At 67.5% G+C, this 19,338-nt stretch carries 18 protein-coding genes; 6 read left to right on the top strand and 12 right to left on the bottom strand.

The window, feature by feature from the left end; genetic code table 11:
- Positions 1–18: 18 nt before the first annotated feature.
- From TS85_RS17820 to glpX, 3 genes are read right to left on the bottom strand one after another with little or no spacing between them, the layout of a single operon-like run.
- On the bottom strand, positions 19–1,869 hold the full coding sequence (locus TS85_RS17820) for a CocE/NonD family hydrolase (RefSeq protein WP_044334007.1): 1,851 nt from the start codon (positions 1,867–1,869) through the stop codon (positions 19–21).
- 50 nt (positions 1,870–1,919) lie between these two features.
- Positions 1,920–2,651, bottom strand: a complete 732-nt coding sequence (locus TS85_RS24265; RefSeq protein WP_052507999.1) for a CPBP family intramembrane glutamic endopeptidase — start codon at positions 2,649–2,651, stop codon at positions 1,920–1,922.
- Complete coding sequence (gene glpX, locus TS85_RS17810) at positions 2,651–3,616, bottom strand: class II fructose-bisphosphatase (protein ID WP_044334005.1); 966 nt, start codon at positions 3,614–3,616, stop codon at positions 2,651–2,653. Before glpX ends, TS85_RS24265 begins: the two co-directional genes overlap by 1 nt.
- Before the next feature lie 158 nt (positions 3,617–3,774).
- Here glpX and TS85_RS17805 point away from each other — a divergent pair, with 158 nt between their 5' ends.
- Both TS85_RS17805 and ppc read left to right on the top strand, forming a co-directional pair.
- A complete protein-coding gene (locus tag TS85_RS17805; protein ID WP_227698529.1) occupies positions 3,775–4,107 on the top strand; it encodes a hypothetical protein in 333 nt (110 codons plus the stop codon).
- Positions 4,108–4,168: 61 nt separating this feature from the next.
- Positions 4,169–6,841, top strand: coding sequence for a phosphoenolpyruvate carboxylase (gene ppc, locus TS85_RS17800; RefSeq protein ID WP_044334003.1), 2,673 nt, complete (start codon positions 4,169–4,171; stop codon positions 6,839–6,841).
- Here ppc and TS85_RS17795 read toward each other — a convergent pair.
- From TS85_RS17795 to TS85_RS17775, 5 genes are all read right to left on the bottom strand, one after another.
- Complete coding sequence (locus TS85_RS17795) at positions 6,838–7,230, bottom strand: acyl-CoA thioesterase (RefSeq protein ID WP_044334001.1); 393 nt, start codon at positions 7,228–7,230, stop codon at positions 6,838–6,840. The two genes, ppc and TS85_RS17795, sit on opposite strands and share 4 nt — an antisense overlap.
- A 20-nt stretch (positions 7,231–7,250) precedes the next feature.
- Positions 7,251–8,135 (bottom strand): MliC family protein, encoded by an 885-nt coding sequence (locus TS85_RS17790; RefSeq protein WP_162184739.1) that lies wholly within the window; start codon positions 8,133–8,135, stop codon positions 7,251–7,253.
- A gap of 62 nt (positions 8,136–8,197) precedes the next feature.
- On the bottom strand, positions 8,198–8,605 hold the full coding sequence (locus TS85_RS17785; protein WP_044333999.1) for an ExbD/TolR family protein: 408 nt from the start codon (positions 8,603–8,605) through the stop codon (positions 8,198–8,200).
- A gap of 108 nt (positions 8,606–8,713) precedes the next feature.
- On the bottom strand, positions 8,714–9,052 hold the full coding sequence (locus tag TS85_RS17780) for a hypothetical protein (RefSeq protein WP_044333997.1): 339 nt from the start codon (positions 9,050–9,052) through the stop codon (positions 8,714–8,716).
- A gap of 85 nt (positions 9,053–9,137) precedes the next feature.
- Positions 9,138–10,373, bottom strand: coding sequence for a multidrug effflux MFS transporter (locus TS85_RS17775; protein WP_044333995.1), 1,236 nt, complete (start codon positions 10,371–10,373; stop codon positions 9,138–9,140).
- Between the two features lie 101 nt (positions 10,374–10,474).
- Between TS85_RS17775 and TS85_RS17770 the strand changes: the two genes are divergently transcribed.
- The 3 genes from TS85_RS17770 (at position 10,475) to TS85_RS17760 (ending at position 13,511) form a co-directional block, all read left to right on the top strand.
- Entirely contained in the window at positions 10,475–10,981 is a 507-nt protein-coding gene (locus tag TS85_RS17770; RefSeq protein ID WP_044333994.1) for a hypothetical protein, read from the top strand.
- Between the two features lie 68 nt (positions 10,982–11,049).
- Complete coding sequence (locus TS85_RS17765) at positions 11,050–12,000, top strand: isopenicillin N synthase family dioxygenase (RefSeq protein WP_044333992.1); 951 nt, start codon at positions 11,050–11,052, stop codon at positions 11,998–12,000.
- A gap of 218 nt (positions 12,001–12,218) precedes the next feature.
- Entirely contained in the window at positions 12,219–13,511 is a 1,293-nt protein-coding gene (locus TS85_RS17760; RefSeq protein WP_044333990.1) for a homoserine dehydrogenase, read from the top strand.
- On the opposite strand, the gene TS85_RS17755 is transcribed toward TS85_RS17760, so the two are convergent.
- The 3 genes from TS85_RS17755 to recF form a co-directional block, all read right to left on the bottom strand.
- Positions 13,508–13,828, bottom strand: coding sequence for a hypothetical protein (locus TS85_RS17755; RefSeq protein ID WP_044333988.1), 321 nt, complete (start codon positions 13,826–13,828; stop codon positions 13,508–13,510). The two genes, TS85_RS17760 and TS85_RS17755, sit on opposite strands and share 4 nt — an antisense overlap.
- Before the next feature lie 72 nt (positions 13,829–13,900).
- A complete protein-coding gene (gene gyrB / locus TS85_RS17750; protein ID WP_044336555.1) occupies positions 13,901–16,402 on the bottom strand; it encodes a DNA topoisomerase (ATP-hydrolyzing) subunit B in 2,502 nt (833 codons plus the stop codon).
- A gap of 262 nt (positions 16,403–16,664) precedes the next feature.
- Positions 16,665–17,732, bottom strand: coding sequence for a DNA replication/repair protein RecF (gene recF, locus TS85_RS17745; RefSeq protein ID WP_044333986.1), 1,068 nt, complete (start codon positions 17,730–17,732; stop codon positions 16,665–16,667).
- A 71-nt stretch (positions 17,733–17,803) separates the two neighbouring features.
- On the opposite strand from recF, the gene TS85_RS17740 reads away from it, so the two are divergent.
- Entirely contained in the window at positions 17,804–18,541 is a 738-nt protein-coding gene (locus tag TS85_RS17740) for a hypothetical protein (RefSeq protein WP_044333985.1), read from the top strand.
- A 4-nt stretch (positions 18,542–18,545) separates the two neighbouring features.
- Here TS85_RS17740 and TS85_RS17735 read toward each other — a convergent pair whose 3' ends face one another.
- A complete protein-coding gene (locus TS85_RS17735) occupies positions 18,546–19,307 on the bottom strand; it encodes a Coq4 family protein (RefSeq protein WP_044333984.1) in 762 nt (253 codons plus the stop codon).
- Positions 19,308–19,338 lie beyond the last annotated feature (31 nt).

Genomic DNA, 19,338 nt, shown 5'->3' with positions numbered 1-19,338 from the left:
AACTTCGGGGTCGCCCGGTCAGCGCACCACCGGCAGCGTCACCACCGACCCGCTGCACACTTTCTGCGTCGCCTTCACATAGTCCGACGGCTTGGCCTTGTAGATATTGGGGACGAATTGCTGCGGGTTGCGGTCGATCACCGGGAACCAGCTCGACTGGACCTGCACCATCAGCCGGTGCCCTTTCTTGAACACATGGTCATGGTCGCGCAGCGGCACGTCCCATGCGATCACCTGGCCGGGCACCAGCGGCGTCGCCGTCTCGAAGCTCTTCAGATAGCGCCCCCGCCGGACCTCCATTGCGATCGGCAGCTCATAGCCGTTGAGCGATTTGGCATAGCCGCCCAGCTCGCGCTTCGGGGTCTCGTAATCCTCCGGGAATACGTCGATCAGCTTGACCACGAAATCGCTGTCGGTGCCGCTGGTCGACGCCATCAGTTTCGCCGCGACATTGCCGGTGATCGTCAGATCCTCGGTCAGCGGCGCGCTGACATAGCTGAGCACATCGGGCCGGTCGTCGACGAAGCGCTGGTCCTCCGCCTCCCACCAGCGCCAGTCGGGGGTGGCATAGGTCGCCGACATCGGATGCGGGCGGAACGGCACCGGGCGCGCCGGATCGCTGACATAGTCGCGGCACTGCTCGCCCGCGGCGGGCGCCTCGAAGCTCAGGCTGCCATTGGCGTGGAGGTACAGCCCGGTCGGCTTGGCGGCGGCCAGCGGATATTGGGCATAGGTCTTCCACTGCCACGATCCGCTCTGGAAGCTCTTCATCGCGTAATCGGGCTTGGTCCCCTTGCCGTGGAGCCAATAGGCGAAGAAGGGCGCCTCCACCTGCGCCATGAACTGCGTCCCGCTGTCCACGCCGAACGGGATGCGGCCCAGCGCATTGCCCGGTGAGCGCCAGGTGCCGTGCGCCCAGGGACCGGCGACCATCAGCGACAGGTTCTTGGGATCGTCCTGCTTCTGCTTGAAGAAGATCTGCCAGCTCCCCCATGGGTCCTCCTGGTCCCAATAGCCCGCGACGTTGAGCGTCGGGACGGTGGTGCGCTTCAGGCTGTCGGACCAGCGCTGCTTCTTCCAGTGGTCGTCATAATCGGGATGATCGATCATCTCCTGATAGCGCGGCGACCCGCCCTTGAAGTACTTGGCCTCGATATCGGCGGGCGACCCGGCCTCCAGAAACCATTGATAGGTATCGAACCGGTCGTACGGGAACTCCCAGTTATCCTTGCTCATCTGAAGGCTGGAAACCCAGTCGGTGGCATAGGTCAGCCGCATTGCGCCATAGCGGTGGAGATCGTCGTTGATCCAATAATCGATCCACGCCGCCTGCGGGCTGACGGCTTTCAGCGCGGGGTGCGGATTGGCGAGCGCGATCGCGGCGGCGAAGCCGGGATAGGATACCCCCCACATCCCGACCTTGCCGTTGTTGGGCTTCACATTCTTCACCAGCCAGTCGACGCTGTCATAGGCATCGGTCGATTCGTCGACGGCGCCCTTGCCCTTCTTGACCTCGGTCGAAAGCGTGAACGTGCTGCCTTCGGAGCCGAAGCGGCCACGCATGTCCTGCGTCACGAAGATATAGCCGTCCTTGGCCAGCGCCGCCCATTGCGCGGGCACGGTGCGCGGCGCGCGGTTGCTGGCGCCATAGGGGGTGCGGCCCAGCAGGATGGGCAGCGGGCCGGTCTGGTTGGCGGGGCGCAGGATGACGGTGTGGAGCTTCACGCCGTCGCGCATCGGGATCATCGCTTCCTCGACGACGAACGCTGCGCCCTCGGCCTGCGCGGCGGGTGCCGCCTGCCGCGCCGGGGCCGATGCCAGCGGTGCTGCTATGGCGACCGATGCCAGGAGGAGGAGCAAGCTGCGCATATGACGTCCCTTTCGCGTTGCGCGAAATAGACGGGGCGCGCGCGCCGCTGTCAATCGGCGCGGCGCCGGGCGAGCACCTTGACGGCGGGGCGCAGGATCAGCCCGTTCAGGTTGACCAGCAGGTGCAGCAGGATCGGCACCGCCAGCCCCCCGCTGGCCAGCGCGGCAAAGGCGAACAGCGCGCCGAGCAACGTCGTCAACACCACCCCCAGCGCGCCCTGATACCGGTGCATCGCCCCGAAGAGCAGCGTCGAGAGCAGGAACGCCAGCCACGGCGCCGCGCCGACCAGCGCGGCCAGCAGCGGGAGATAGAGGCGGAAGAACAGCTCCTCCGAAACCGCAGCATTGGCGCCGAGCAGCGCGACGCGCAGCGCCTCCGCCCGGTTGCGCGGGACCATCGCATCGATGTCGAGGCGCTTCGGGCGTCCCGGCCTGCGCCGCGCCGCCAGGAGCCCGCCGACGATCCCGCCGACCGCCACGGCGGCCAGGACCCCGGCGGCGTACCCCGCCGACAGCGACGGCATCGCGGGAACCGCCGCCATGGCAGGCGCGAATTCCGGTGGAAAGGCGAGGATCGCGTCCAGCCTCCCGAGCAGCGCAAGTCCGAGCAGCGGCATCCCCAGGAACGTCACCGCCGCGCGCCGGGTCCAGCGGAGGAAGCTCCGCTGCCGCGCCCCGGTGTCGCCCGCCGCCTTGAACCGCGCGAACGACCGCACGTCATTGCGGACGAAGCGCATACAGGCGGCCAGCGCTGCCGCAAGCAGCAGCGCCGGCAGCAGCATCAAATGCGGTGCTCGCCCTTCACCCAGCGGACGGTGCCCGAGCTGGCGCGCATCACGACGCTCTCGGTGGTCATCTTGCCGCCGACGCGCTTGACGCCTTCGAGCAGCGATCCGTCGGTCACGCCGGTCGCGGCGAAGATGCAGTCGCCCTTGGCCAGTTCGGTGAGGTCATAGATTTTGTCGAGATCCTCGATGCCCCATTTGCGGGCACGCGCGCGTTCGTCGTCGTTGCGGAACAGCAGCCGCCCCTTGAACTGCCCGCCGACGCAGCGCAGCGCCGCGCAGGCCAGCACGCCCTCGGGCGCGCCGCCCGAGCCCATATAGACGTCGATCGTAGTCGAGGGATCGGTGGTCGCGATCACGCCCGCCACGTCGCCGTCGCCGATCAGCATCACGCCGCAGCCCAGCCCGCGCAGCTCGGCGATCAGCGCCTCGTGGCGCGGACGATCGAGCACGCACACGATGATTTCGTTGGGCGCCACGCCCTTGGCCGCAGCGACTGCCTTGATGTTCTCGGTCGGCGACTTCGCCAGGTCGATCACGCCGTCGGGATAGCCGGGGCCGACCGCAATCTTGTCCATATACACGTCGGGGGCGTTGAGCAGCCCGCCCTGCTCGGCGACTGCCAGCACGGCCAGTGCGTTCGGCCCGGCCTTGGCGGTGATCGTGGTGCCTTCCAGCGGATCGAGCGCGATGTCGATCTTCGGTCCCTTGCCGATCGCCGACCCTACCTTTTCGCCGATGAACAGCATCGGCGCCTCGTCGCGCTCGCCTTCGCCGATGACGACGGTGCCGTCCATATAGAGCTGGTTGAGCGCCTCGCGCATCGCCTCGACCGCGACATGGTCCGCCGCCTTCTCGTCGCCGCGCCCGACCAAAGTCGATGCGGCGATCGCCGCGGCTTCGGTGACGCGCACCATTTCGAGCACTAGGACGCGATCTAGGACATGGCTGGCGGTCTGCATGTGGTGGGAACCCCTCATATGTGTGTGGCGGCGATAGGTGCGGGTGGATGGACTGTCGAGGCTGCTAACGTTGTCGGCGCGGCTTGTCCCGCAATTCTGCCATATCTTTCCGCAATCCTGCGATCAGGGATGGGGAGAGTCTCGCGATGTTGTTGCCGATGCTGCTGATATTCGCACAAGACGCTATGACGCTGGAGGCAGCCATGGCGGCCTATCGCGAGAAAACCCGCGCCGACGTGCCGTGTCGCGTCACCGATCAGGATGACGAGATCGTGGTCTGTGCGCTGCGAAACGCCGACCGGTTTCGCGTGCCTTTTGTGCAGCGCGGCGCCGGTGCCGAGGATGCCCGGCTGCGCGAGGCGCGGCTGACCACGCCGCCCGCGACTCCCTGCGGCCAGGGCGCCTTCCTGGTCCATTGCGGCAAGGTCGGCGTCACCGTTTCGGTCGATTCACGAGGCGCGCACTGGGTGGAGCGACCGCTCGCCCCCTGATCGGCGCGCTTCCCCGCAGCGCGCGGTTGACCCGCGGCCTTGCGCAGTGCAGCAATTCGCCATGGCCAGTCTTGCGATCACCAACAATCCCGACATCCGCTTCCTGGGGCGCCTGCTCGGCGACGTCATCCGCGCCTATGGCGGGGAGGAATTGTTCAAGCGGATCGAATATATCCGCGCGACCTCGGTCGACCGGCATCGCGGCGTTGCCGGCGCCGGGGCGATCGATTCGGGGCTCGACCGGCTCTCGCTCGACGACACGCTCGATTTCGTCCGCGGCTTCATGCTGTTTTCGATGCTCGCGAACCTTGCCGAGGATCGCCAGGGCGTCGCCACCGAGCAGGATGCCGATGTGCCCCACGCGCTCAAGCGGCTCAAGGCGCAGGGGATCGGCGAGGACGCAGTGATGGCGCTGCTCGAAAACGCGCTGATCGTGCCGGTGCTGACCGCGCATCCCACCGAAGTTCGCCGCAAGTCGATGATCGACCACAAGAACCGCATCGCCGAACTAATGGCGCTGAAGGATCTGGGCCGCGACGAGACCGAGGATGGCGACAAGGTCGAGGAAGCGATCCTGCGCCAGATCGCGCTGTTGTGGCAGACGCGCGTGCTGCGGCGCGAGAAGCTGGGCGTGGCGGACGAAGTCGAGACCGCGCTGTCCTATCTGCGCGACGTGTTCCTCCCCGTGCTCCCGGCGCTCTATGCCCGATGGGACCGGGCACTGGGCGAGCGCGCACCCAGTTTCCTGCGGGCCGGAAGCTGGATCGGCGGCGACCGCGACGGCAATCCCTTCGTCACCGCCGATTCGATGCAGCTCGCGCTCGCGCGCTCGGCGGAGACGGTGCTCGTCTATTATCTCGAGTCGGTCCATGCGCTGGGGGCGGAACTCTCGATCTCGACCGAGCATACCCCCATCAGCGCCGGGGTGCTCAAGCTGGCCGAGGCGAGCCACGACACCGCGAAGAGCCGCGAGGACGAGCCCTATCGACGGGCGCTTTCGGGCATCTATGCGCGACTGTCGGCGACGCATCAGGCGCTGACCGGCAAGCCCGCGCCGCGCCCCGCGCCGATCTCGGGTGCACCCTATGCGACGCCGGGCGAGTTCCGCGAGGAACTGGCGGAGATCGCGCGCGGGCTCGTCGCCGAGGGGCCGGGGCCACTGGCAACCGGCGGCGCGCTGGGGCGGCTGATCCGCGCGGTCGAGACGTTCGGCTTCCACCTCGCGACGCTCGACATGCGCCAGAACAGCGCGGTGCATGAGCGCGTGGTGGCCGAACTGCTCAAGGCCGCCGGGGTCGCCGACGATTATCTGGCGCTGGACGAGGAGGCCCGCGTCGCACTGCTCCGCCGCGAGTTGGAGAGCCCGCGGCTGCTGACCAGCCCCTATGCCGAATATTCGGAGGAAACCGCCTCCGAACTCGCGATCGTCAAGGCCGCCGCAGAGGCGCACCGGCTATATGGGCGGCAGTGCATCACCCATTATATCGTGTCGATGGCGCAATCGGTGTCGGACCTGCTCGAGGTCCATGTCCTGCTGAAGGAAGCCGGGCTGTACGTCCCTGGCGACAAGCCCAGCGCCGCCGTCATGGCGATCCCGCTGTTCGAGACGATCGGCGACCTCGAAAGCGCGCCGGCGATCATGGAGGCGTGGCTCGGGCTGCCCGAAGTCGCCGCGATCGCCGGCGAGCGCGGGCATCAGGAAGTGATGATCGGCTATTCCGATTCGAACAAGGACGGCGGCTACCTCACCTCGACCTGGCAGCTTTCGCGCGGATCGACCGCGCTAAAGCCCGTGTTCGAGAAGGCGGACATCGCGATGCAGCTCTTCCACGGGCGCGGCGGCGCGGTGGGGCGCGGGGGCGGTTCGTCGTTCGCCGCGATTCTGGCCCAGCCGCGCGGCACCGTGCAGGGCCGCATCCGCATCACCGAACAGGGCGAAGTGATCGCCGCCAAATATGGCACCCGCGAAAGCGCGATGACCAATTTGGAGGCGATGGCCTCCGCCACGCTGATCGCCAGCCTGGAGCCCGAAAAGCTCGCCCCCGCCGATGCGGAGCGCTTCGCGGCGGCGATGGACACGCTGTCGGACACGGCGTTCCGCGCCTATCGCGGGCTGGTGTACGAGACCGAGGGGTTCCGCACCTTTTTCCGCCAGGCGACGCCGATCGCCGAGATTGCCGGCCTCAAGATCGGGTCGCGCCCCGCCAGCCGCAAGAAATCGGACGCGATCGAGGATCTGCGCGCGATTCCCTGGGTGTTCAGCTGGGCGCAGGCGCGGATCATGCTGCCGGGCTGGTACGGCGTCGGCGCCGCGCTGGAGGCGTTCCCCGACAAGGGGCTGCTGCGCGAGATGGCGGCGGGCTGGCCCTTCTTCGCCTCGGCGCTGGCGAACATGGAGATGGTGCTCGCCAAGTCGGACATGGCCGTCGCCGAATATTATGCCGCGCTGGTCGAGGACGATGCGCTGCGAACCTCGATCTTCGGTCGCATCCGCGACGGGTGGCAGGCGACGCATGACGGGCTGCTGACGGTAACGCGCCAGACGCGGCTGCTGGAAAAGCATCCGGGGCTGGAAACGTCGATCCGGCTGCGGCTGCCCTATATCGAGCCGCTCAACCTGCTCCAGATCGAGCTGCTCAAGCGCCATCGTGCGGGCGAGGAGGATGCCCGGATCGGCGAGGGCATCTTGCTGTCGATCAACGCGATCGCCACTGCACTGCGCAACAGCGGCTAATCGAGGAACGGCGCGGCGACGTCGGCGGGAACGCGGCACAGCCGCCCGCTGGCGCGGTCGAGCAGTGCCCAGGTCGTCCGCGCCTCGACCCGCACCCGGCCGTCGTCGCCGGTAAAGCGCATGTGACGGTCGAAGCGCGCCCCGCGCGGCGGCTCTGCGACCCAGGTTTCGGCGGTGACGGTCTCGCCTGCGGAAACATTGCCGCGATAGTCGATCTCGTGCCGCGTCACGACCCAGATATAGGCGTCACGGTGCGCAGGCGGCGCGACCGCATCCCAATGCGCGACTGCCACGTCCTGAATCCACTTCACCCAGACCGCGTTGTTGACGTGGCCAAGGATGTCGATGTCCGCATTGGAGGCGGTGATACGCGTCGTGAAGCGAGCCATGGCGCCAGCCTAGCACAGCCTCAGCGGCGGTTCACCGTGCAGGGGAGCGGCGGCATGTGCGGCGTGGAGAAGGTCATGCGGTCGCCCTTGCCCTCCAGCACATAGCCGTCCCGGGCATAGAGGATGCCTGATGCGACGCGCTCCTGCCGGAGCGTCCGGCGCTGGCCGCCCGCCTCGATCGTCACGCTGCGATTGTCGGGGTCGAAGCGCGCGACGAGGCGTGACCCGTCGACGCAGCGATAGGTGGCGCGCGAGTGGTTATCCACCGTAGTCGCGGGCGACGGGGCGGGCGCGGCGCCGCCAGGACGAGGCTTGATGTCGGCGCTACGGATGCGCCACCGGCGTTGCTCGACGGTCGCGCCGTCGATGTTCGCGGTTCGATGCAGCGTGATCGAGCCCAGCATGTTGAATGGCTGCGCACCCTGTTTGAGCCGGCCATAGACCTGCACCGGGACAGTCACATAACGCTGGCCCGCCCCGGCATCGATTGCGCCCGGTGCGCCGATATTGGCGTGATACTCGCTATATTTGTCGAAGCTTGCCGCAAATGCCTGTGCGCTCATGCCCGACGCCCGCCCGGCCTCGCTCCATAATGCCCAGGCGTCGCGATATTTCTTCTCACCGATCAGCGCATAATAGGTCTGGACGACATTCGCCGCGCCCTGCGCGCTGTCCTCGGTAAACGGCGCCTCGCTGACCGGGGTGCGATCGTCGGGAAGCCCGCCGGGTTCGCCGGGGGCGGGGGGATCGAGCGGCTCCGGGCTCGCCATCGCCGCGGGCGATTCGGCGATGTCGAGCCGCGTCGGCGCGCCCGCGACGCTGTCGTTCGAGGCCGCATCGTTGGCGGGTGGCGGGGCGGAGCAGGCGGCGAGCGCGCAGGCTGCGAGCGGGAAAATCAGGCGCATCCATCCCTCATAGACGATCGGATGCGTAACGAACGTCCGGCCGGATGCGCCTGTTCCCGGTATCAGTCGTCGAGCGGGCGATTTCCGATGAAGCCTAGCCGGTCGATACCGGCGCGCTTGACCACTGCCAGTATCGAATCGAAGCGCTCGTACCGCGCCTCCGGGTCGGTCTGCATGTGGAGCACCGCCGCCGGCTCGCGCCGGATCGTCGCCAGCAATCCCGGTAGCGCGGCGTCGGACACCGCACGACCGTCCCAGGCAAGCGCACCCGCCTGATCGATGCTCAGCCGGTGGGGTACTTCGAGGTCGGACGCCTCGCCGCCGACTGGCAAGTCGATCGGCACCTTGTGGGTGGCGATGGGGACGCTGAGGATCATCACGATGAGCAGCACCAGCATCACGTCGATGAACGGCGTCACGTTGATCGTGCTGAAGGGAACGGGCTCGGCAATGCGGGCAGTTCGTACCATGGCACCTCTCCTTGCTTGCGATGGTGTAACATACCACCCGAAGAGCCACCGAGAAAGCGAAGATGCAGACCGCCACGCACTGCGAAGTGCGTGGCGTCCACCATCGGTTTACGGCTTCAGCGCTTCGTCGTCGGCGTCGTCCAGATCGTCGTCCTCGTCGAGCGTGTCCTCGTCGAAATCCGCCTGGACCTCATCCTCGTCCTGCTCGTCTTCGTCGGCGTCGACGTCGTCATCTTCTTCGCCAAGTTCGTCGTCGACCATGTGCAGGTCGTCGGCGTCATCGTCCGAATCGTCGCCGAGATCGGGGTCGAGGTCGGTCAGGATCGCCCCGTCGGTGGGTCCGTCATTGGTCGCCTCGAGAATCTCGGCGCGCTGGCTCTCGTCATAGCCTTCTTCGTCGAAACCGTCATCGCCGGGGCCTTGGCCCGGAATCTGGTAACCGCCCATTGCCTGTCCTCTCATTCGCGCGGGAGCGGTCTTTGCTCCCCTGGCTGAGCGCGAACGGCGAACCGCCGCCGACGTTCCCTGGCTTTCAGGTGGGTCGAAACATTCGCCCGCGCTCGGTGACCGCTACTACCACGAAAGCGGCCACGCCCATGAGTAGAAACCCGCTGTACAGCGGGATGGTGGTGCCGTCGAACAACTGGCCGATATAGGCGCCGATCAATGCGCCACCGAACGTCGTGACAAAGCCCTGGATGCTCGAGGCGGTGCCGGCGATCGCCCCCATCCGCTCCATCGCCATCGCCGAGAAGTTGGACGTCGCCAGCCCGAAACAGCCCATCATCAGCGACTGGAGGACCGCGAAGGTCCACAGGTTTTCCAGGCCCGCCAGCGTGACGCCAAGGTGGACGGCGGCGGTCAGCACCACCATCGCCAGTGCGCTATGCGAGATGCGGCGGGTCCCGAGCTGCATCACCAGCCGCGAATTGAGGAACGAGCCCAACGCCATCGTGCCCGCGACGCCCGCGAATACGAAGACGAGCAGGTCGGGACGCCCGAACACCTGCGCCATGATCTGCTGGATCGAGCCGATGAACCCGAACAGCCCGCCAGAGAGCAGCGCGATCGCCAGCGTATAGCCGACCGCGGCGCGATCGCGCACCACCATCAGATAGTCGCCCAGGATGCGCGCCGGGCGAAGCGACTGGCGCGCGGCGGGGTCGAGCGTCTCGGGCATGCGCAGCCAGAACCACAAGGCGACGACCGCCGAGACCGCCGAGACGCCCCAGAAGATCATCCGCCACGATCCCCCGGCCCAGATCACGCCCTGGCCGAACGCAGGGGCGAGCACCGGCGCGGCCATGAACACCATGAACGCCAGGCTCATCACCCGCGCCATCGCGCGCCCGGCATAGCAATCGCGGACCAGCGCGATCGTGATCACCCGCGCTCCCGCCGCAGCGCTGCCCATCGCGGCGCGGGCGATGAGGAGCAGTACGAAACTGCCCGAGACGGCGGCGATGCCGCTGGTGACGACATAGGATACAAGCGCGATGCCGAGCACCGGGCGCCGCCCATAGCGATCCGAAAGCGGACCGTAAGCGAGCTGGGCGAACGCGAACCCGATCAGGTACGCGGTGATCACGAACTGGCGGTGATTGGCTTCGGTGACGCCCAGGCTGTCGCCGATCGCGGGGAGGGCCGGGAGCATCGAATCGATGCCCAATGCGGTCAGCGCCATCATGGCGGCGATCAGGCTCACGAACTCGCCGAACCCTAGCGGCGCGTTGTTCTTGCTTTCGGCGGGAAGAGTCGGCGTTTGCATGCGGGCGCCATGGCGCATCGGCGCGCGTGCGTCACCCCTGCTTGACCGCTTTGCCGTCGCGGAATAGTGTATTATTGTCATAATACGCCGTGGAGAGCCCGATGCGCCGATTCGCCCTGCTGCTGCCCGTCCTGTTCGCCGGAGCCCTTGCCGCGTGCAACGGGACCGGGCCCGGCACGAATTTTTCGATCGACGCGAGCGGCGAAGACAATGCGACGATCACCACCGACGGCAATGGCCAGGTCGCGATCAAGGCCGAAGGCTTCCAGGGGTCGTTCAAGATCCCCAAGGTCACGATCAACGCCGAGGATTTCGACCTCAATGGCGTCAAACTCTATCCGAAATCGACGGTGACCGATTTTCACATCGCGGGCGGCGACACGGGCGCCGGCGGCAGCCAGGGCGCAGTGAAGGTCGCTTTCGAGAGCCCCGCATCGGTGGCGACCGTCGCGCAATGGTTTCGCGACGCGATGATCCAGCGCGGGTTCAAGGTCGAGGCCGACGGCACCGGGTTGAAGGGCACGACCGACGAAGGCGATCGCTTCACGCTGGGATTGGCCGGCGACGGCGAGCAGAAGACGAAGGGCGTACTCGAAGTCCAGGGGTAGCCGGGGACGCGCGGCTTGTTCGAACCCGGCGTGCGGGTCTAACGAGGTGACAACACTCGGAGACTCACATGTTTGACACTCTCGCCGAAATCCCGGCGCTCTCGCTGGCCGACCAGGCATCCGATCCGGACGGCTTCGCCCAGCGCTTCGGCCAGTCGTTCCAGCAGTTTGGCTTCGCGGTCGTGCGTGACCATGGCATTCCCCAGCCGCTGATCGAGCGCGCCTGGGCGATGACCAAGGCGTTTTTCGCGCTTCCGGAGGCCGAAAAGCGCGCGTTGTACCTCGACGGGGCCGGCGGCGCGCGCGGCTATACGCCGTTCAAGACCGAGATTGCCAAGGGCGCGACGCATGTCGACCTCAAGGAATTCTGGCACGTCGGGCGCGAACTGGCTGCGGGGCATCGGTTTGCCGCGCAGATGGCGCCCAATGTCTGGCCCGACCGGCCCGAGGGGTTTCGCGAGACCTTCCTCGAACTGTTCCAGGCGTTCGACGATGCCGGCGACCGGCTATTGTCTGCGATCGCCCGCTATCTCGGGCTCGCTCCGGACTGGTTCGATCCGGCGGTGAAGGACGGCAATTCGGTATTGCGGCTGCTCCACTATCCGCCGGTCGATGCGGACGCGCCCGAGGTTCGGGCCGGGGCGCATGAGGATATCAACCTCATCACGCTGCTGCTCGGGGCGGAGGAAGCGGGGCTCGAGCTTCTCGACGCCGATGGCAAATGGCTGTCGATCAAACCGCCCGAGGGCGCGATGGTCGTCAATGTCGGCGACATGCTGCAACGGCTGACCAACCATGTCCTGCCCTCGACCACGCACCGCGTCGTCAATCCGCCGCCCGAGCGACGCGGGCATTCGCGCTATTCGATGCCGTTTTTCCTGCACCCGGCACCCGATTTCCTGATCGAGACGCTGCCCGGCTGCATCGATGGCGCGCGTCCGAACCGCTATCCCTCGCCGATCACCGCGCACGACTATCTGCACGAGCGGCTGGTCGAAATCGGGCTGATCAAGAAGTAATGGCTGTTTGGAAATTCGCGGAAGAGCGAATTTCAGTGCGGCACCAGCCCACTCCCCCGCCCGGCCACCCGACGGCAGTATTCTATGGGTGGCCGGGCGGGGGAGCGGGCCGGTGCCGCGAAATGCGCCACGGCGCATTTCCAAACAAAGGCTAAGGGCTTTGTGGTTGTCAGGCGGGCGCGATTTCCTCTAGCGGCAGGCGTCGCGGAGGAGATTGCATGACGAAACCGTTGCGGATTGCGCTGGCTGGCCTGGGAACCGTGGGCGGGGGCGTCGTGCGCCTGCTCGACGCCAATGGCGAACTGATCGCGCGGCGCGCGGGGCGGGCGATCGAAGTCGTCGCGGTGTCGGCGCGCGATCGCGGCAAGGATCGCGGCTTCGACTTGTCGCGCTTTGCCTGGATCGACGATCCGGCGGAGCTGGTGCGGCATCCCGATATCGACGTGGTGGTCGAGCTGGTCGGCGGGTCGGACGGCCCGGCGCTGGCATTGGCGCGCGCGACGTTGGGTGCGGGCAAGAGCCTGGTCACGGCGAACAAGGCGATGATTGCCCATCACGGGCTCGAACTGGCGCGCGCGGCGGAGGCGGCGCAGGTCGCGCTGAAGTTCGAAGCGGCGGTTGCGGGCGGCGTGCCGGTGATCAAGGGGCTGCGCGAGGGCGCTGCGGCCAATGTGATCGGCAGCGTGTACGGCATCCTCAACGGCACCTGCAATTTCATCCTGTCCAAGATGGAGGCAGAGGGCCGCGACTTCGCCGATATCCTGAGCGAGGCGCAGGCGCTGGGCTATGCCGAGGCCGATCCCAGCTTCGACATCGATGGCGTCGATGCCGCGCACAAGCTCTCGATCCTGGCCAGCATCGCGTTCGGCGCGCAGCCTGCGTTCGGCGACGTCGCCGCGACCGGCATCCGCCACGTCATGGCCGCAGACATCGCCGAGGCGGCGGCGCTCGGCTATCGCGTGCGGCTGCTGGGTGTTGCGGATGCGGGGCCGCATGGGCTGTTCCAGCGCGTCCACCCGCATCTGGTCCCGCTCAGCCACCCGCTCGCGCATGTCGTGGGGTCCACCAACGCGGTGGTCGCCGAGGGCAATTTCGTCGGGCGGCTGTTGTTCCAGGGCGCAGGCGCGGGCGATGGCCCCACGGCCAGCGCCGTAGTCGCGGACCTGATCGACATTGCGCGCGGCGAATTCGGTCCGCCCTATGCGATGCCCGCCGACGCGCTGGCGGACCAGCCCGCCGCCGACACTGGCGAGCGGCGCGGACGGCATTATCTGCGCTTCGAAGTGGTGGACAAGGTCGGCGTGCTGGCGGAAATCGCCGCCGCGATGCGCGACGCGGGCGTCTCGATCGAGAGCCTGATGCAGCGCGGCGCTACGGCCGGCGGCGCCGTTCTGGTCGCGATCGTCACGCATGAAGTGCCCGAGCGGTCGGTGACGCATGCGCTGGAGAAGCTGCGCGGATCGCCCAGCCTGGCGGGTGCGCCGATGTGGATGCACATCGTCGCGGGTTAATCGTCCAGCCCGGTCTTGAGCAGCGTGCGGCCCCGGCTGGGGCAGACCGGCATGCCCGTGGTGCCGCACGTCTTCCAACTCTGGCCCGCGGCCTCACGCTGCGGGTCGAGCTTCGCCTCGGGCTCTGGCGTGATCCGGTAGCGTTCGTCGGGGCGCTTGGCGCAGTTCGGATCGGCGCTGCATGCGGCGGGGGTCAGCCCCGAAATCGCCGTGCGCCGGCTCAGCCGTGCGCGGACCACCCGATGCTTTCGCGCCTGTGGCTCTACAGCGGGAGTCGCCAGCGGGGCGGCGGCGAGCAGGGCGAGGGCGACGAGCATGGGAATTCTCCAGCGGAGCGAACCCAGCCGTAACGACTCGCCGGCGCAACAGTTGCGCCGGCGGAATCGATATCACACGTCGAGATTGGCGACGCTGAGTGCGTTTTCCTGGATGAAGTCGCGGCGCGGCTCGACCACGTCGCCCATCAACTGCGTGAAGATCGCGTCGGCGACATCGGCCTGGCCGACCTCGACCTGGAGCATCGAGCGGTTCTGCGGGTCGAGAGTGGTTTCCCACAGCTGCTCGGCATTCATCTCGCCCAGCCCCTTGTAGCGCTGGATCGCCAGGCCCTTGCGGCCCGCCGCCAGGATCGCGTCGAGCAACTGGCTCGGGCGCGAGACCAGGCTTTCGCCCTTGGCCAGCGTCACGGGCTCCTCGCCCTCCTCGGCCAGCGCCTCGACGGCATCGGCTTCGGTCACGGGGATCGACTTGGACGGGACCAGCTTCGACGGCAGCAAATAGCTCGGCGCTTGCTCGGTCGCCAGCGTATGGAGCTTGCGCGCCTCTGCCGAGACGAGGAACGCGGCCTCGACGATGTGATGGTCGGTCACGCCGCGCCAGCGCCGCTCGAAATGATAGCCGCCATCCTCGGTCACGCGCGAAGACCAGCGCGCCTCGGCATCGGCGGCGTCGAGCCGCGTCACCACCGTCGTCAGGCTCTGCGCGCGCTGCTCGCGCGAGGCGGCGGGATCGAGCCCGTTGCCCAGCGCCAGCGCCTCGATGATCATCGGGTCGTAGCGACGCGGGACATAGCGCATCAGCGTGCGCATCCGCCGGGCATGTTCGACGAGGTCGCGCAGATCCTCGCCGCTGCGCGTGCCGCCTGCGGTTTCGAGGACATTGCCGCCGACACCGGCATCGACCAGATATTGGTCAAGCGCGCTGTCGTCCTTCAGATAGACTTCGGACCGGCCCTTGGTCGCCTTATACAGCGGCGGCTGCGCGATATAGAGGTGCCCGTTGGTGATGATCTCGGGCATCTGGCGATAGAAGAAGGTGAGCAGCAGCGTGCGGATATGCGCGCCGTCGACGTCGGCGTCGGTCATGATCACGATCTTGTGATAGCGCAGCTTCTCGATATTGAAATCGTCGCGGATGCCGGTGCCGAGCGCGGTGATGATCGTGCCGATTTCGCGGCTGGCGAGCATGCGATCGAAGCGGGCACGCTCGACATTGAGGATCTTGCCGCGCAGCGGTAGGATCGCCTGGAAATGGCGGTCGCGGCCCTGCTTGGCCGATCCGCCGGCCGAATCACCCTCGACGAAGAAGAGTTCGGACTTGGCGGGATCGCGCTCCTGGCAATCGGCCAGCTTGCCGGGGAGGGACGCAATGTCCATCACGCCCTTGCGCCGGGTCAGCTCGCGCGCCTTCTTCGCGGCTTCGCGCGCGGCGGCGGCGTCGATCACCTTCTGGATGATCTGGCGCGCGACACCGGGATTTTCCTCCAGCCATTCGGCGAGCTTGTCGGCCATCAGCGATTCGAGCGGCTGGCGGACTTCGGACGAGACCAGCTTGTCCTTGGTCTGGCTGCTGAACTTGGGATCGGGCAGCTTGACGCTGACGATCGCAGTCAGCCCCTCGCGCATATCGTCGCCGGTGAGGCTGACCTTTTCCTTCTTCAGTGCGCCCGACTTGTCGGCATAGTTGTTCAGCGTGCGCGTCAGCGCCGCGCGGAACGCGGCGAGATGGGTGCCGCCGTCGCGCTGGGGGATGTTGTTGGTGAAGGCGAGGACGTTCTCGTAATAGCTGTCGTTCCACTCGAGCGCGACGTCGATCGTCACGTCGTCGCGAGTGCCGCTGATCGCGATCGGATCGGGCATCAGCGGCTGCTTGCTGCGATCGAGCCACTTCACGAACGCGGCGATGCCGCCTTCGTAATAAAGCTCGACTTCCTTGACTTCCTCATGCCGCGCGTCGCGCAGGAACAGGCGGACGCCCGAGTTGAGGAATGCCAGCTCGCGATAACGATGCTCGAGCTTGTCGAAATCATAGTCGGTGATCTTGAACGTCGCCGGGCTCGCGAAGAAGGTGACGCGTGTCCCCTTCTTGCCCTCAGCCGGGCCGACGATCTTGAGCGGGGCGACTGCGTCGCCATGGGCGAAGCGCATATAATGCTCCTGCCCGTCGCGCCAGATCGTGAGGTCGAGCCATTCGGACAGCGCATTGACGACCGAGACGCCGACGCCGTGGAGACCGCCCGAGACCTTGTACGCATTGTCGTCCGACGTGTTCTCGAACTTACCGCCGGCGTGGAGCTGGGTCATGATGACTTCGGCTGCCGACACGCCCTCTTCGGTGTGGATACCCGTGGGGATGCCGCGGCCATTATCCTCGACCGAGACCGATCCATCGGCGTTGAGCTGGATCACGATCCGGTCGCAATGCCCGGCCAGTGCCTCGTCGATCGCGTTGTCGCTCACCTCGAACACCATGTGGTGGAGGCCCGACCCGTCATCGGTATCGCCGATATACATGCCGGGGCGTTTGCGCACTGCGTCGAGGCCCTTCAGGACCTTGATCGAATCGGCGCCGTAATCATTGCTGTTGGGAATGTTGCTGGGGTCTGTTGCCATAGCGAGCATATAGGGATTCGAGTCGCCGAACGAAAGCAAAATGGCACGCGGCGTCAGAGCCCGTTTTGAAATGCGCATGGCGCATTTCGCGGTGCCTGCCCGCTCCCCCACCCGGCCACCCAACGGCATTATTCTATGGGTGGCCGGGTGGGGGAGCGGGCGGAGCACTCCAAGGTTCCGGCGATGCGAAGCATCGTTGGAAAGAGTGCGGAGGGAGGCACCGCCTTGAAATTCGCTCTTTCGCGAATTTCCAAACGGTCTCTCAGCCACCCCGGATCGCCCCGTCGCCAAGCGTATAGCGCGTCGCATCGCCGGCGATGCCGTCGAACAGCGCGGGTTCGGTGCCGGTCATCCACACCTGCCCCGCCCCCGCCAGCCGGGCGAACAAAGCGGCGCGGCGTTCGGGGTCGAGATGCGCGGCGACTTCGTCGAGCAACAGCACCGGCGCCCGCCCGATGCGATCGGCGACCAGCTCGGCATGCGCGAGCACGAGCCCCAGCAGCAGCGCCTTCTGCTCGCCGGTCGAACAGAGATGCGCGGGCTGGCCCTTGCCCAGATGCGTGACCGCCAGGTCGGTACGGTGCGGTCCGGCCAGCGTGCGGCCCGCCGCAGCATCGCGGCGGCGCCCTTCGCGCAACGCCTGCGCCAATGCGGCGCCATCGCCCTGCCACCCCTCCAGCACCAGCCCGGCGCGGGCGAACACCCCCTCGGGCTGCGCGGCGATTCGCGCGGCGAGCAGCGCGACGGTCTCGCGCCGGGCGGCGTCGATCGCGCCGCCATGCTCGACCATCCGTGCCTCCAGCGCCGCCAGCCACTCGGGGTCGGCGGGGCGATCCTCGGCGAGCAGGCGGTTGCGATCGCGCATCGCCGCCTCGTAGCGCGTCGAATGCGTCGCGTGCGCAGGCGCCAGCGCCAGCGTCAGCCGATCGAGGAAGCGGCGGCGCTCGCCCGGCCCCTCGACGAACAGCCGGTCCATTGCGGGGGTCAGCCACAGCACCGTCACCCATTCGGCCAGCGTCGTCGCGGGCATCGGCGCGCCGTTGATTCGCACAAGCCGCCGCTCGGGTGCGTCGCGCTGGGTCCCGGTGCCGATGTCGACATCGCCCAGTCGCGCCGCGACACCGAACCCGCCGCTGGCCCCCTGTCGCGCCATCTCGCCCAGCGCGGCGCGGCGCAGGCCCCGGCCGGGGGCGAGCAGCGACACCGCCTCGAGCACATTGGTCTTGCCCGCCCCATTCTCTCCGGTCAGCACGACGAAGCCGCTGCCGGGCGCCAGCGCCGCCTCGGCATGGTTGCGGAAATCGGTGAGGATCAGGCGGGTTACGGCCATATTGCCGCTCCTTTAGCCCAACCCCTTGCCGTCGAACACCGCTTCGCCGATGACGGGGGAAAGGAGTGCACATGATCCGCAAGGCATTGATCGGGGCCGCGCTGCTGCTGCTCGCCGGGTGCGAGAAAGCGCCGCAGGACGTGACGGCGCGCTATGCGCTGGCCGGCGGAGCGGGGACGATCACGGTCAAGGCGGCGGCCAATGGCGATGCGCGGGTTGACAGCCAGGGGCAGACGCTGATCCGCAAGGGCGGCACCGAATATCTGCTGATCGCCGACAGCCAGGGGCAATATGCCGCGCGGATCGCCGATTTCGTGTCGGTGATGGGGGCGCTGGCCCGCGAAGGGGGGATGAAGCCCACCGGGCTGGGGCCGCAGCCGGACTATGCGCTGGTCAAGGAAGGCACCGAGACGATCGCCGGACAGACGGGCGATGTGTGGAAGGTCCGCGCGCCCAAGGCGCCGCCTGCGGAGACGATCGAGGCCGTGATCAGCGGCGACCCCGCGCTGGCGAACGCCGGCAGCGCGCTGGCGATGCAGACCCGGCTGGGTGCGGCGGGCATGGCACAGGTCCAGGGCGGGCAGGGCAACCTGGAGAAGAAGATCGCCGAGATGCTCGACAAGGGCATGGTGCTGCGCTTCGCGACCGCGCTTACGCTGTCGAGCGTCGAGAAGGCGCCGATCTCGACCGACATCTTCGCGCTGCCACCGACGGTGCTGGCCGTGCCAGCGCTCAAGGCGCGGCTCGTCGCCGAACGCGCGCGGACCCAGGCGGCTGCCGCCGCGTCGGGTGCCCCGCCATCGCGCTGACGCGTCAGATTCCGCTGAGCCCCGCTGCCGACAGACTGGCCTGCGCGACGCGATAGGCGCGCGGTACGGCGATGCGCAGGCGGCGTCGCGCCGAATCAAGCGGCTCGGCGAGCAGCGTTTCATAATCCTCGCCGTGCAGCCACGCCGCGCGCTTGCCGTGGCGATAGCCCTCGACCACGGCCTTGAGGAAATCGAGCCTGCCGGTAACGCGGATGCTCTTGAGCGCCGCGCCGACCGCGATCAGCCCCCAGCCGAGCCCGCCGGTCTGCGCATAGGAAAAGGCGACGAGGCACGCCTCGCCCAGATGCTCGTCGGCCTTGTAGCCGGTGAGCGTGTGCCACAGGTCATGGATGTCGCGCTCGCGCCGGCCCATCCAGGCATAGGGATGCTCGACATCGGCGCCCAGGAATGCGCCCTCGGCCATGCTGATCTCGGCCAGCCCCTGCGCCGAATAGCCGGTCGCATCGAGGAACGCGCGATAGGTGGCGCCGACGGTGCCCTCGGCAAAGCCGTCGATCCAGCCGCGGTCCGACAGGCGCTGCGCCAGCTCCTGCCGCCGATAGGCGATCCTGCCGCCACCGGGGACGGTGAGCAGCCGGCGATAATTGCGCTGGGTAACGTCGCCGTTCAGCGCGCGCATGATGTAGAACACCTGCGTGGTATCGTCGCCGTTCGCGAGCAGCTTGCGCAGCGCCGACAGCGCAGTGCCCCATTCGCGCTTCATCGGAAGCCCGGGCTGGGGTGCGGTGGGTGCCTGAGTCGCCATCGTCTCGAATCCTGCTAACTTACACGAATGT

This window comes from Sphingomonas hengshuiensis (genome assembly GCF_000935025.1).
Lineage (GTDB): Bacteria > Pseudomonadota > Alphaproteobacteria > Sphingomonadales > Sphingomonadaceae > Sphingomonas > Sphingomonas hengshuiensis.
This window is presented reverse-complemented; position numbering and strand designations above follow the sequence as displayed.